General features: G+C 71.8%; 16 protein-coding genes. 9 read left to right on the plus strand and 7 right to left on the minus strand.

Translation table 11 applies throughout. The annotated features are described in order from the left end of the window. Positions 1 to 17 precede the first annotated feature (17 nt). The 5 genes from EI982_RS13085 to EI982_RS13105 all read left to right on the plus strand — a co-directional run bounded on the left by EI982_RS13085 (position 18) and on the right by EI982_RS13105 (position 5,003). Entirely contained in the window at positions 18 to 806 is a 789-nt protein-coding gene (locus EI982_RS13085) for an HVO_0234 family beta-propeller protein (RefSeq protein WP_157690123.1), read from the plus strand. A 37-nt stretch (positions 807 to 843) separates the two neighbouring features. Then, complete coding sequence (prs, locus tag EI982_RS13090; RefSeq protein ID WP_157690124.1) at positions 844 to 1,695, plus strand: ribose-phosphate diphosphokinase; 852 nt, start codon at positions 844 to 846, stop codon at positions 1,693 to 1,695. A gap of 188 nt (positions 1,696 to 1,883) precedes the next feature. After that, on the plus strand, positions 1,884 to 2,990 hold the full coding sequence (locus tag EI982_RS13095; RefSeq protein ID WP_157690125.1) for an ABC transporter substrate-binding protein: 1,107 nt from the start codon (positions 1,884 to 1,886) through the stop codon (positions 2,988 to 2,990). Between the two features lie 3 nt (positions 2,991 to 2,993). After that, complete coding sequence (locus tag EI982_RS13100) at positions 2,994 to 4,538, plus strand: ABC transporter permease (RefSeq protein WP_157690126.1); 1,545 nt, start codon at positions 2,994 to 2,996, stop codon at positions 4,536 to 4,538. A 45-nt stretch (positions 4,539 to 4,583) separates the two neighbouring features. Continuing rightward, positions 4,584 to 5,003 carry an HIT family protein gene (locus EI982_RS13105; protein WP_157690127.1) on the plus strand — a complete coding sequence of 140 codons (420 nt, stop codon included), beginning with the start codon at positions 4,584 to 4,586 and terminating at the stop codon, positions 5,001 to 5,003. 414 nt (positions 5,004 to 5,417) lie between these two features. Here the strand turns inward: EI982_RS13105 and EI982_RS13110 are convergent, their stop codons facing one another. Further along, on the minus strand, positions 5,418 to 5,666 hold the full coding sequence (locus EI982_RS13110) for a TrmB family transcriptional regulator (protein ID WP_157690128.1): 249 nt from the start codon (positions 5,664 to 5,666) through the stop codon (positions 5,418 to 5,420). Between the two features lie 288 nt (positions 5,667 to 5,954). Between EI982_RS13110 and EI982_RS13115 the strand changes: the two genes are divergently transcribed. Both EI982_RS13115 and EI982_RS13120 read left to right on the plus strand, forming a co-directional pair. Next, positions 5,955 to 6,422, plus strand: coding sequence for a hypothetical protein (locus tag EI982_RS13115; protein WP_157690129.1), 468 nt, complete (start codon positions 5,955 to 5,957; stop codon positions 6,420 to 6,422). 120 nt (positions 6,423 to 6,542) lie between these two features. After that, a complete protein-coding gene (locus tag EI982_RS13120; protein WP_157690130.1) occupies positions 6,543 to 7,055 on the plus strand; it encodes an MOSC domain-containing protein in 513 nt (170 codons plus the stop codon). Positions 7,056 to 7,067: 12 nt separating this feature from the next. Here the strand turns inward: EI982_RS13120 and EI982_RS13125 are convergent, their stop codons facing one another. The 3 genes from EI982_RS13125 to EI982_RS13135 are packed head-to-tail and all read right to left on the minus strand — an operon-like array spanning position 7,068 to position 9,106. Next, a complete protein-coding gene (locus EI982_RS13125) occupies positions 7,068 to 7,829 on the minus strand; it encodes a DUF7537 family lipoprotein (protein ID WP_157690131.1) in 762 nt (253 codons plus the stop codon). Beyond that, entirely contained in the window at positions 7,826 to 8,557 is a 732-nt protein-coding gene (locus EI982_RS13130; protein ID WP_157690132.1) for a cytochrome c biogenesis CcdA family protein, read from the minus strand. Before EI982_RS13130 ends, EI982_RS13125 begins: the two co-directional genes overlap by 4 nt. Continuing rightward, positions 8,558 to 9,106 carry a TlpA family protein disulfide reductase gene (locus tag EI982_RS13135; protein ID WP_157690133.1) on the minus strand — a complete coding sequence of 183 codons (549 nt, stop codon included), beginning with the start codon at positions 9,104 to 9,106 and terminating at the stop codon, positions 8,558 to 8,560. A 121-nt stretch (positions 9,107 to 9,227) separates the two neighbouring features. Between EI982_RS13135 and EI982_RS13140 the strand changes: the two genes are divergently transcribed. After that, positions 9,228 to 10,439 (plus strand): iron-containing alcohol dehydrogenase family protein, encoded by a 1,212-nt coding sequence (locus EI982_RS13140; RefSeq protein WP_157690134.1) that lies wholly within the window; start codon positions 9,228 to 9,230, stop codon positions 10,437 to 10,439. Here EI982_RS13140 and EI982_RS13145 read toward each other — a convergent pair whose 3' ends face one another. Beyond that, positions 10,440 to 10,883 (minus strand): peroxiredoxin, encoded by a 444-nt coding sequence (locus tag EI982_RS13145; RefSeq protein WP_157690135.1) that lies wholly within the window; start codon positions 10,881 to 10,883, stop codon positions 10,440 to 10,442. Positions 10,884 to 10,930: 47 nt separating this feature from the next. Then, positions 10,931 to 11,842, minus strand: a complete 912-nt coding sequence (locus EI982_RS13150; RefSeq protein ID WP_157690136.1) for a hypothetical protein — start codon at positions 11,840 to 11,842, stop codon at positions 10,931 to 10,933. Between the two features lie 146 nt (positions 11,843 to 11,988). Here EI982_RS13150 and EI982_RS13155 point away from each other — a divergent pair, with 146 nt between their 5' ends. Beyond that, positions 11,989 to 12,738, plus strand: a complete 750-nt coding sequence (locus EI982_RS13155) for a P-loop NTPase family protein (RefSeq protein WP_157690137.1) — start codon at positions 11,989 to 11,991, stop codon at positions 12,736 to 12,738. Here EI982_RS13155 and EI982_RS13160 read toward each other — a convergent pair whose 3' ends face one another. Continuing rightward, positions 12,739 to 13,254: a DUF7858 family protein gene (locus EI982_RS13160; protein ID WP_157690138.1), complete on the minus strand. Its 516-nt coding sequence runs from the start codon at positions 13,252 to 13,254 to the stop codon at positions 12,739 to 12,741. It abuts the gene before it with no gap. Positions 13,255 to 13,333 lie beyond the last annotated feature (79 nt).

The following is a 13,333-nucleotide window of genomic DNA, read 5'->3' on the forward strand; positions in this document are numbered from 1 at the left end:
CCCCACGGAGGTGGGGTATGAGCCACGACGTCACCATCGACGAGAAGCGGGTCTACGCGGACCGGACGGGCGCCACCGAGATACTGGTCGCCGCCGAACAGGGACTGGTCGTCGCCTCGCTCTCGGCCGACCTCGTCGGCGAGTTCGGCCTCGACCACCGGGCGGCCGTCCGGGACGTGGCCGCGACCGGCGACCGCCGCGTCCTCGCCACCGACGGGGACGTCCTCGTGGGGAGCTACGACCCCACCGACTTCGGGACCGCCGTCGCCGTCGGCTTCGACCGCGAGGGGGCGCCGCTGGCGGCGGCCCCCGACGGCCGGGTCGCCCGCCTCGACGACGGCTGGACGCGGCTGGGGACCGTCGACGACCCCCGCGCGGTCGACGCGGGGATGATCGCCGCGGCCGACGGCGTCCACCGGGTCGTCGACGACGGCCTGCGGCCGGTCGGCCTCGCCGACGTCCGCGACGTCCACGGCCGGGACCTGCCGTTCGCGGCGACCGGTGACGGCCTCTACCGACTGGGCAACGGCTGGATGGACGAACGCGACGGCGCGTTCGCGGCGGTGGGCGCCGACAGGGACCGGGCCGCAGCCGTCGGCGACGCCGGCCTCCTCGTCCGCGAGGACGTCGCGGCGTGGTCGGCCGTCGAGACGCCTGCGACCGACCGGATCGTCGACGTGGGGTTCACCGAGGCGGCGACGGTGGCGGTGACCACCGACGGGACGTTGCTGGCGGACGCGGGCGACGGCTGGCGGACGCGGACGCTGGGTGTGACCGGCGTCTCGCGGCTGGCGGTGCAGGCCTAACGGAAACGGTTTTCGGCCCGGCCGTCGACCCCCCCGTATGATCGTTCCGGGTTCCGAGTCACAGGCGCTGGGTGCGGCCCTAGCCGCGGAGACGGGGGAGCCGCTGGCCGCGGTCCGCTACGAGCGGTTCCCCGACGGCGAACGGATGGCGTCGGTCGAGGTCCCCGCCGACGCCGACCGGGCCGTCGTCGTCGCCGCGACGACCACCGACGCCGCACACGTCGAACTCCTGCAGTTACAGGACGCCGTCCGCGAGGCGGGCGTCGAGGAGGTGGTGACGGTCCTCCCCTACATGGGCTACGGGCGACAGGAGCGTGCGTTCGAACCCGGGCAACCCGTGTCGGCCCGGGCCGTCGCCCGCGCGATATCGACGGGGACCGACCGGGTCGTCCTCGTCGACCCCCACGAGGCGTCGGTGACCGACTGCTTCGACGTGCCCTGCGACGTGGTGCGGGCCGCGTCGCGGCTGGCGACCCCTCTGCCCGGGGGGCTGACCGACCCGCTTTTCCTCTCGCCCGACGCGGGCGCCGTCTCCCTCGCCGAGTCGGTGCGCGACGCCTACGGCCGCGGCGCCGTCGACTACTTCGACAAGGTGCGTCACTCGGGAACGGAGGTCGAGATCACGCCGGGCGACGCCGCCGTCGAGGGGCGGGACGTGGTCGTCGTCGACGACATCGTCGCCACGGGGACGACCATGAGCGAGTCCATCGCCGTCCTCGACGACCGGGCGGCGGCCGCGGTGTACGTCGCCTGCGTCCACCCCCTGCTCGCGCGGGCGGCGCGGACGAAACTCGAACGCGCCGGCGTCGAGGCCATCTACGCCACCGACACCATCGAACGCGACGTGACCGCCGTCTCCGTGGCGCCGGCCCTCGCGGACGCCCTGTAGGCGATGGCCGGCCCCGACGTCCCGACCCCCGACGACGCCCTCGTCCTCGACCCGGACTGTCGCCGGTGTCCCGCCCTCGTCGACGCCTGCCACGTATAAACCATCCCGCGAAACATTTTTAAATCAACCGTCGAACTACCGGACACCGAACGAATCGGCCGGCCTCGGTGCCGGTCGGGGATCCGACCATGACGACGACACCCTCACGACGACGCGTGCTCGGTGCGCTCGGCGCCACGTTCGCGGTCGGTGCCGCCGGCTGTCTCGGCGGGACGGCCGGCGACAGCGGGGCCGAACCGACGACGGCGGCGACGCCGACGCCGGAGCGGTCCTCGGTCCAGTTGCTCCTGGACTGGAAGGCCAACGCCACCCACGCCGGGCACTTCGTCGCCCGGGAGCGGGGGTTCTACGAGGCCGAGGGCCTGAGCGTCGACATCGTCTCCGGGAAGGGCGGCGCCTCGACGGCGAAACAGGTCGGCCTGGAGAAGTATCCGCTGGGGCTGACGAGTGCCGCGGCGACGCTCGGCACCCGCGACGAGGGCGTGGCGCTCCAGGCCTACGCCGCCGCCCAGCAGGGTCCGAACAGCGTGGTCTACACCACCGCCGAGGCCTTCGGCGGACAGCTCGACGGGCCCGCGTCGCTCGCGGGCAAGACGGTCGCCGTCCCGCCGGCGGCCTCGAACCTCGCGCTGCTGAAGGCCATCCTGAAGGGGGCGGGCGTCCTCGGCGAGGTGTCCTTCCTCGAAGTGGGGTGGGGCGGGCTGACCTCCTCGGTGCTGTCCGGCGACGCCAACGCCGCGCTCGGGGCCTTCCCCGACGGTATCTCGCTCGGCCGCGACGGCCACGACTCCGCGATGCTGTGGATCGCCGATCACATCCCCACCGTCGGGCGGTCGGTCGTCGCCAACCCCGCCTTCGTGGAGTCGAACCCCGAGACCCTGCGGGCGTACCTCCGGGCCACCGCCCGCGGGTGGGCGTGGGCGTCGAACAACCCCGAGGGGGCGATGGACCACCTCGTCGACGCCCAGCCCCGACTGGAGGCCTCCTACGACCTCGGCGTGACGAAGATCAAGCACACGGCGAAGCGCCTGATCCTGACCGACGCGGTGCGGGAACACGGCTGGGGGTGGCAGTCCGCGACGGCCTGGGGGACCGTCGCGGACGCGCTGACCGAGGCCGACCTCCTCTCGGCGGACGTCGCCGTCGACGACGCGTGGACCAACGCCTACCTCGACGGCGACGACCCCTACGTCGGATCGTACGCCGACCGGGTCTCGGCGGAGTACGAGTTCTGACCCGTGGGTGGGACGCGCTCGCTGTCCGGCGCCGAGCGCGCACCCGCCCTCGGGCGGCGGTCGGCGGCGCTGCTGGTCGCGGCCGCCGCCCTGTTCTGCTGGCACGCCCTCGCCGTCGTCGTCGGCGTGCCGTCGCTGTTGCTCCCGGCGCCCGCGACGGTGGCCGCGACGCTCGTCCGTCGGGCCCCCGAGATGGCCCCCCACGTCGCCTACACGGGCTACGAGGTGATCCTCGGGGGTGGCCTCGGGGTCGGCGTCGGCGTCCTGCTCGCGCTCGCGCTCGCCGTCTCCCGTCCGATCCGACTGCTCGGAACGCCACTCCTCCTCGGGGTGCAGGTCGTCCCGGTGGTGGTGTTCGCCCCCCTCCTGATCCTCCTGTTCGACGCGACGCTCCTGACCCGGACGCTCATCGCCGCCCTCCTCACCTTCTTCCCGGTGACGGTGGCGACCCTCGACGGCCTCCGGTCGGTACCCGCGGGCCAACTGACCCTCCTCCGGTCGGTCGGCGTCCCGCGCTGGCGACGCGTCCTCTACGTCCGCGTCCCCAACGCCCTCCCGACGTTCGTGACGGGGCTGAAACTCGCTACGCCGGTCGCCATCCAGGGGGTCATTCTCGCGGAGTTCCTGGCCGCCGAGCGTGGCATCGGACACCAACTGCTCGCGACGGCCAAGCGCTTCGACACCGCGCTCCTGTTCGCGTACGTCCTCGTCCTCGCGGCGTTCGGCGTGGCGCTGTTCGTCGCGGTGGCGGCCGTCGAGCGCCGGCTCCACGCCGACGCCACGGACGTGACCGACCTGCTCGAATCCACCGGCGTCCTCGGGAGCGCGTCGCTCCCCGCCCGCGGCACCGCCGCCGTCGCGTCCGTCCTCCTCCTCCTCGGTGGCTGGCACGTCGCCGCCGCGGCGACGACCCTCCTCCCGACGCCCGCGGCCGTGGCCGCCACGCTCGCCGCCTTCCCCGCGCTCTTCCTCTCCACGAGCGTCGACACGCTGACGAAGTTCGGCGTCGGGTGGGGCGCGGGCGCGGCCGTCGGACTCGCCGTCGGCACCGCCACCGCGCTGGTCCCGGAGGCCCGCTCGACCGTCGAGGGGTCGCTGATCGGCCTCCGTGCGGTCCCGGACCTCGCGCTCGTCCCCCTCCTGCTCGTGTGGGTTCGCATCTCCTTCGAGGCGGCGGTGGTCCTCGTCGCCATCGCGGCGGTGTTCCCGGTCACCGTCGGCACCGCCGCGGGACTGCGGCGGATGCCCGCCGCACACGCCGACCTGCTGGACCTGGTCGACGCCGCCCCCCGGCGTCGGCTCGCGGTCCGGTTCAGACACGCCGTCCCCGCCCTCTTCGCCGGCGTCAAACTCTCGGTCGTGCGGAGCCTCGCCGCCGTCGTCGTCGCCGAGTGGTTCGTCGCCGAGTCCGGGGTCGGCGTCCTCCTGCTTCAGGGGATGACCAACGGCCAACCCGCGCTCACCTTCGCCGCGGCCGTCGTGCTCTTCGGCCTCGGGTTCGGCCTGTTCGGCCTGACCGCCGGCCTCCAGCGTCGCGCCTCGTGGTGACCGCCGCCGCGTAGTTTCTTTAGCGTGGACACACTATCCGCACCCATGACCGACTGCATCTTCTGTTCGATCGTCGACGGCGAGATTCCGAGCGACACCGTCTACGAGGACGACACCGTCGTGGCCTTCCACGACGCCAACCCGCTGGCCCGCGGGCACACGCTCGTCATCCCCAAAGCACACCACGAACGCCTCGACGACCTCCCCGCGGACCTCGCGACCGACGTCTTCGCCGCGGTCCACGGCCTGACCGGCCGCGTGGAGCGGGCGGTCGACGCCGAGGCGACGACGGTCGCCGTCAACAACGGCGAACTGGCCGGGCAGGAGGTCCCCCACGTCCACGTCCACATCGTCCCGCGGTTCGCCGACGACGGCGGCCGCCCGATCCACGCCCTGATCGACGAGCGTCCGGAGCTGGACGACGACGAACGAGCCGAGGTGGCCGCGGCCATCGAGTCCGCCTGACCGGCGACGTCCCGCCCCTCATTATACAGATAAATGAGTCAAAGGAAATGCAAACAAACGCATTTATACTAACGATGCGTGCACCCTGATGCGAGAGGTGATCGAACATACGAACAAATAGAGGCGATTGGTGACCGATTCGACGATCTGGTCTCGCCGCATCGTCAACGCCACACGAGCCGGTCAGTCTTCAGGGTGATCGGACTGGGAATGCTACCCATCAGCTCGTCCATGGCCGACACGCCCATCCGCTCCCGGTGGGCGTTCACCCTGGTTTCGCGATATGCCACATCACCTGCCCGCTGGCCACGGGCACCGATTCTCACGGTCGATTCCTGCCACGGTAACCGATCCGCCACCACGAGCGGATCGACCGCCCCGACGCCGAGTCCGCCGGGAGCCCCGCCGACGCCGTTACGCCGCCGGGACGTACCGTGCGCCGTCGCGGTTGATCGCGTCCCGCTCGGCCAGCGTGTCCAACACCGGAAAGAGCGTGATCTTCCGGAGGTCTAGGGCTTCGTGCAGTTCTTCGACCGTCGCCCCGTCGGTGGCAGCGAGGAACACGTAGACGAGTTTCGATTCCGCGGATCGGAGCGTCTCGGGCACGTCGATGTTCGGTCGGTCGCGCTCGTTCACGTCGGCGGCGAGGTGGGTGGCACTCATCTCGACTAGTCCGATGAGCTACATGTCCATAAAAATTTCTGCAATATGATATGTCGTAATCGATCCGGATAATTCCCTCATCGACGATGGCAACGGATTCGTAAAATCGGAACAGATCCCTATATAACGATCTTTACGCTAGTTTTCGACTTCCGAGACATTCGCGCTCGTTCGTGGTCGATCCCGCGTACTTTCCCATTATCTATCGGAAAAATTACCTTCGTGAACGGCGGGCAGCCGTCACCCGACCACCGTCAGGTCGAAGTCGGTCGCGTCCGTACGGCCCGCATGTCGACACTGCCGTCGGCGTCGCCCGCCGTATCGTTGCTGTTCCCGGTCGGCGTCGCCGCCGCCGTGGTCGCGACGCTCGTGATGGACGTGGTGATGGCCCGCCTTCCGGAGGGGGAGACGCCGCCGTTCGTCGCGGCCGGCGTCCTGACCGGCCGACCGCCGGACGATGCCCCCGGCCGTCTCGCCGCCGTCGTCCACTACCTCGCCGGCGTCCTGACCGGCCCGCTTTTCGTCTGGCTCTCCCTGACGGGCACGGCCCTGTTCGGCCCGTCGCTCGTCGTCACCGCGATCGCGGCCGGCCTGCTCTATGCCCTGATGGTCGCCTTCTTCGCCGTCGTCGTGTTGCCCCGGTCGCGGGTCGCCGACGGTCGGGTTCCCGCCATCCGACGGGGGTGGGCGGTGTCGGCGGCCGCGTACCTGGCCGTCCTCGTCCCGCTCGTCACCCTCGTCGGGCGGACGCTCTGATACGGATTATTGTAACTGGTTGCCGGTGGTTCGCCGGACCGTCTCGGCGAACCACCGGTAATGACTTACAATAAACAGTATGAGCCCACTGGTTATGCGTCACGGCCGCCAAGATGGGGTATGGCTCGCGTCACCGATCTCTTCGTCGCGCCCGCAGGCTCCGAACCCATGGCGTCGGTCGACCGCGTCGAGGCCGTCGCCGACGCCGGCCTGCGCGGCGACCGCTACTGCACCGGCGAGGGGTACTACTCCCCCTACGACACCTGTCAGGTGACGCTCGTCGCCCACGAGGCCCTCGCGGAAATCGAGCGCGAGGCGGGTATCGACCTGACCGACGGCCGCCACCGGCGCAACGTCGTCGTCGCCGGTCTCGACGTCCACGACCTCCTCGATCACCGGTTCCGACTCGGCGAGGCGACGCTCGTCGGGACCCGTCCCCGTCCGCCCTGCGCACACGTCGAGGAACTCGCCGAGGAGGCGGGCGTCGCCAGAGCCCTCGGCGACGGCCGTGGTGGGATCTGTGCCGACGTGATCGAGGGCGGTCCCGTCGCCGTGGGGTCGACGGTGACCGACCTCGGCGACCGGGACCGCACCGACGCCATCGTCGAGCGGCTGCGCGCCGAGGGGGAGTGAGGCGGGCGTCGCTCAGCCGGCGGTGCCGTTTCGCGCCGACTCCGTGGCTGCCCCGTACCAGTCGGGGTGTTCCACGGTCGTGGTACCGACTCCGGTGATGCGGACGGTCGTCGAGAGGTCGCGCTTCCCGTCGCGGTACCGAACGGTCCGTTCGCTCTCCAGCCTGCGGACCACGCCGTCCGCATCGATCAGGAGCGTCAGCGACCCGTTCGAGGCCACGGCGGTGTCGTTCAGCGCGGCGGTCACGCGGTAGCGGCGTCGTCCGTCCCGTAACACCGGCTCGACCGTCGCGTTCCGGCGGGTGCTCAGCCGGTAGAGGCGGGTCCGCTGGAGCGCGGCGTTCAGTTTCACCGGCGAGTCGAACAGGGGGACCCGGTCGTAGGTACTCGTCCCGTTTCGGCGCACGCGTCGGTACGTCGTCGCCCCGTCGCGCCAGGCGGCGACGCTGTCGGGGCCGGCGGCGACGCGCTCCGGTGGGTCGCCCACCGCGTCCCGGCGACTCACCACCGTGCCACGGATCGGATCGCCGGGAGCCACGCGCCACGTCCGGTTGCTGACGGCGGTGTAGTTCCCGCTCCGTGGCCGCATCGTCGTGGTCGATCGGACGGTGAACGGTTGGTCGTCGAGAGCGTCCGTGTGTGCCCGAATCAGCGCGTTCGTATCGGTCACGTCGTCGGTCGAGAGTCCCGGCGACGGCCCCGACTGTCCCGTCGGCGCGACACAGCCGGCGGCGACCACCAACAGACAGACGAACGGCACGGCCGGCCCCCTCATCGCGGGATCACCGCCGGGAACCCGTAGAAGTAGTAGTAGATCTCCGCGAGCCCCGACGCCGCGAGCAGGGCCCCCGAGACGCGGTAGATGCGCTCGGTGTGCTCGCGCAGGACCGACACGACCGACGTGCCGCCGAGCGCGGAGAGTCCGGTCACCGCCGTCAACACGGCGCTCATCCCGAGGGCGTACGCGACGGCGATGCCGACGCCGACCGCCGGCGCCGACGCCAGTCCCTTCGCGACGACGGCGACGAACAGCGGCGCCGTACAGCCCGCGGCGGCCCCGGCGTACAGGACGCCGAAGACGAAAAAGCCGACCACCGACCGTCGCCGCTCCGGAAGTCGGACGTGGACGGGCGAGCGACCCCGCCAGCCGACGGCCATCGCGACACCGGCGATCAGAAACAGGCCGCCGACGACGGCTTCGAGCACCGCGATGTCCGCGAGTGCCCGCGCTCCGAGCGCGGCCGTTGTTCCGGCCAGCCCGACGTAGACGAGCGTGATGCCGAGGCTCACGACGACGCTTATCAGCCCTGCCCGGACGAGTGGCCGACGCACCCGACCGACGAGCGCGCCCGACGCCGCGTCGGCGCCCGCCCGCGACGCGGTATCGCCCAGGAAATACGAGAGGTAGCCGGGCAGGAGGGGAAAGGCACAGGGGGCGAAAAACGTCACCGCTCCCGCGGAGAACGCCAACCCGAACGGGGCCGCCGACACGTCCCCGAGCATTCAGGACTCCTCCACTAGCGGCCCGACGAGGCCGTCGAACTCCGCGAACGTGCGCGCCCGCACCTCCGGGTCGTCGCCGCTCGCCGGTTTCCCGTCCGCGTCGAACAGGAGGTTCGTGGGGTACGCGTTGGCGTTCCACCGCTCGGTGGCTTCGAGCGCGCCGTCGATGACGACGGGCCACGTCCCCTCGTACTCCGCCCAGAACTCCTCGACGAGCGTCTCGTCGACCTCCGGCGTGATCGAAACCATATGCAGTTGGTCGGGCTCGTACGCCGCGCGGAGCTTCCGGAACTCGGACATCTCGCGCTGACACGGCTTGCACCACGTCGTGAAGAAGTTCAGCAGGCTGACCGTTCCCGACTCCTTCAGCCGAACCTCGCCGTCCGGCAGTTCGCCGCGCGTGACTGCCGAAGGGAGGGAGAGCGGTTCGTCGTCGGTCCCGGTGTCCGTCGACCCGCCCGCGGACGGACCGCCGAGACAGCCGGCGATACTGCCACCGATCGCCGTACCGATGGCTCCCAGGAGGAGCCGACGCTGTCTGGAGGGCATGCAATTTCGCCCGTTTCGGCGTCCGATGCATATAGGTTGGTGCCCCGTCTCAGGACGCGCCGGACGGCGCCGACATGCCGCGGTGCCCGCGCTTAACACCGGGCCGACCGTACCGGGACGTATGTCCACCGCTCCGTCCGACCGGGCGTTCACCTTCGACTACGACCCCGGCGAACTCCGCTGTGGCCGCGGTCGGGTCGCCGACCTCGGCGAGGTCCTGGCCGCCCGGGGCCTCGAATCCGCCCTCGTCGTCACCGGATCGAACGTGGGCGCGACCCCCGCCGTGATGGATCCGGTCGCGGCCGGTCTCGGCGACCGCCTGGCCGGCGTCTTCGACGAGACGACCCCCGAGAAACACCTGCTGACGGGGCTTTCGGGCGCCCGCCGCGCCCGGCGCGAGGGGGTCGACGCCCTCGTCGCCGTCGGGAGCGGGAGCAGCCTCGACGTGGCCAAGGTGGTCGCCGCGCTGGCGAGCCACGACGACCCCGCGGCCGCCGCCGAGCGGGCCGTCGAGACGGGAACGGTTCCCGTCGACGCCGATCCCCTGCCCGTCGTCGCGGTGCCGACGACCCTCGCCGGCGCCGACCTCTCGGTGATCGCCGGCGTGGGACTCTCGCACGACCCCGCCGGCACGCCCGCCCACGAGATTCCCAACGGCTCCCTGAGCGACGCGCGACTCATGCCGACCGCGCTCTGTTACGACCTCGCGCTGTTCGAGACGACGCCGAAATCCGTCCTCACCGCCTCCGCGATGAACGGGTTCGACAAGGCCGTCGAATGCCTCTACTCGCCGTACGCCACGCCCGTCACCGACGCCACCGCGACCCGTGCGCTGGCGCTCATGTCCGCGGGGTTCCCGACCCTCCCCAGCGAGTCGATGGACGCCGACCGCCTCTACGACGCCGTCTGTGGGGTCGTCCTCGCCCAGTACGGCATCTCCACGCCCGGCACCTACCGGGCGTCGATCATCCACGCCTTCGGCCACGGCTTCTCCCACGACTACGACGCCCACCAGGGCGTCGTCCACGGCGTCCTCGCGCCGCACGTCCTCCGCTACGTCTTCGACCGGGTCCACGGTCGCCGCGACCTGCTGGCCGGGGCGCTCGGCGTCGACGACGCGGCCGATCCCGCCGAAGCGGTCGTCGACGCCGTCGCGGACGTCGCCGCCGACCTGGGGCTCCCTGCCGAACTCCGCGCGATCGACGGTCTCACGCACGACGATCTGTCCGGCATCGCGGCCGAGATCAACGACGACGGGCTATTGGAAGTCGCGCCGGACGGAATCGATCCCACGCCCGCGGAGATCCGGTCGGTCCTCGAGGCGGCGTGGTGATTACCCTTCGACGACGAACTTCCCGCGGACGTCGTCGAGGACGTCCGCGGCGTGGCCGGCCGGCTCGGGGGCGTAGGTCGCGAGCACCTCGCCGTCGGCGAGGAGGACGGTGCGGCGGTCGGCGTATCCGTGCTCCGTCGAGACGCCGAACGCCTCGGCGACGGTCCCGTCCGGGTCGGCGAGCAGGTCGAAGCGCAGTCCCTCCGCGTCCGCGAACTCCGCGTGGCGCTCGGCGTCGTCCATCGAGACGCCGTAGACGGCGACGCCGAGTTCGCGGAACTCCGGGAGCGCCGCCTGGAACTCCGCGGCCTCGGCCGTACAGCCCTTCGTGAAGTCCTCGGGGTAGAAGAAGACGACCGTCGGCTCCCCGAAGTCGGGTGTCACCGACTCGCCGTCCTGGTTGCGCGCCGAGACGTCGGGCGCCGGATCGCCGGGTTCGAGCATCGGCCGGCCTTCGGCCCCGACCGGGATAACGGGTTCGACACCGGCGGTCATCCCCGGATCGCCGCGACCAACATCCCCGCGCCGAACAGCCCCAGCGTCGCCACCGCGTACGCGACGACCGCCAACCGCTCGGCGGCGAAGACGGCGAAGATTCCGGTCGCACACAGGAAGATTGCTCCGAGGGCCCCCAGCGCGATTCGGACCGAACGGTCGAGGCCATCGCCCGCCCCCCAGTCGCTCGTCCGGACGATCCGTTCGAGGGCGGCGCCGACCCGTTCGGCCGCGTCCGCGGGGACGACGAGGAGGACCGGCCGACCCCACCAGCCCCGGCGTCGATACCGGAGGACGAACACCGCGTACTCGCCGACGTGGAGTCGATGGACACGGCGGAGCGGCGAGAGGTCGTGGGTCCCCACCAGCCGTTCGTCCGGATCGAGTCGCTCGGCCTCGGCGTACTCGACGGCGGCCGCGCCGACCGCTCGCCGGAGCCGTCCGGTCTTCGGATCGAGGCTGCCGACCGTGTACCGCAGGTCGACGACCCACCTGGCGGCGACGAACGCGAGCGGGTAGGCGAGCAGGAGCCCCGGTCGGAGCGCCAACGGCAGGAGGAGGAGGGGTCCGCCGACGGCGGCCACCGGCAGGTAGCGACGACGGAGCCACCCCGCGTTCGGCAGGATCGCGCCGAGTTCGTGGTCGGTGCCGTACGTCGACGCGAGACGGAAGTACCACAGCGACATCGGCCCCCCGACCAGCAGGAGTACGACGACGAGGAGGACGGTCCCGGTGTCGCCCCCGAGGCCACCCTGGACGGCGAGCGCGACGAGCACCGCCACGAGTAGGAGGCCGACGACGGCGGCGACGCCGGCCCCGAGGTGAAAGAGGAGCAGTCGGAGCCGGTCCGATTCCCGGTCGGGGAGCGCCGCCCACGTGACCGTCGAGTCGTTTCCCGTGGGGACCATGTTCGCCCTCGGTCCGTCGGCGACAAGGCTCTTGTCCCGCCTGTCGCGCGAACGCGCTCACTTCGTCGGCGTCCACGCCGACGAACGCCCGGTCGTCACCGATCGCCGTCCGACCATTTTAATCGGAAGCCGCCGCATGCGGTGGTATGAGCGACGGTGAGGCCGGCACGGTGGCGGCGCTGGTCGGGGCGACGGGCGGGGCGGGGACCACGCGACTGACGGTCGAACTCGGGGCGCTCCTCGCGGCCGACGGCCGGTCGGTCGCGGTCCTCGACGCCGCCTTCGCCACACAGGGGCTGTCCGACTACCTCTCCGGGCGACTCGACCCGGACCTGACGGCGCTGCTCACCGACCGACGGGAGGCGCCGCTCGAAGCGGGGCTGGTCGACCTGCCGCTCGACGCCGACGGCGGACGGTTGGCCTGTTGTCCCGCCGCGGCACCGTTCGAGCGCCTGGCCCGGGCGAAATCCGCCGACGCGGCCCGGCGCTTCGAGTCGCGCATCGCCGCCGCGGCCGACGCGTTCGACCACGTGGTCGTCGACACGCCGCCCGTGGCGGCGAACCAGTCGGTCGCGGCGGTGAACGCCGCCGATCGAACCGTCGTCGTCGCGCCGGCGACGACGCGAGGACGCGACGCCGTCCAGCGACTCCGTGGCCGAATCGAGGACATCGGAGCGAGTGCCGACGCCGTCGTCGCGACCCGTGGCGACCTGTCGGTCGCCGACGCTGCCCTGCCCGAGACGACGGCGGCGGTGACGGCCGCGCCGACTTGTCTTGACGAGGGGACGGTCGCGACGGCCGTCGCCGAGGTGGCCGACGTCGTCTTCGACGCCGACCCCTCGATCGAGGACGGAACCGGGCTTCTCGACTCGGTCGGCGACTTCGTCCCGCGGTAGCTACCGCAGGTCGCCGACGGAACTCATCGTCTCCGCCAGCGCGTCCCGCTTGTCGACCGTCGCCGTCGCGTCGGGTTCCAAGACGCCCTCGACGGCGTCCGCCAGGTCGGGAACCGGGTCGTGCGTCTCGACGTACGCCGCCAGCGCGAAGTCCGCCTCGTCGGCGCCCGCGAGTTCGGTCGCCTCCGTCCGGGGGAGGTCGCCCGCCAGCCAGTCCCGGACGATCCGACGTCCCGTCGGACCGAGCGGCGACAGCCCCGTGACGCCACAGCGGTGGAGCAGTTTGGCGGCCGTCATCGGTGCCAGCCCCGCCTCCCGGGCGCAGTCACCGACGCTCGTCCCCCCCGCGTACGTCTCCAGCACCGTCGCCGCCGCCTCGGGCGTGCACGGCAACGCCTCCGCGTGGCCGTCCAGGCGGGCGACCAGGTCGCCACCCGTCGCGTCCACCGTCGGGACCCCACGTTCCCGTTGCCGCTCGTGTACCTCGATCCCCGCGGCGATGTCGGACAGTCCCATCGCCGCACAGTGGCCTCGCTTCGGTTGTAAAACCTACCGCCGATCCGCGGAGCCGACGGTAGAACGTACCGGTGACCGG

This window comes from Haloplanus salinarum (assembly GCF_009762275.1).
Classification (GTDB): Archaea; Halobacteriota; Halobacteria; order Halobacteriales; family Haloferacaceae; genus Haloplanus; species Haloplanus salinarum.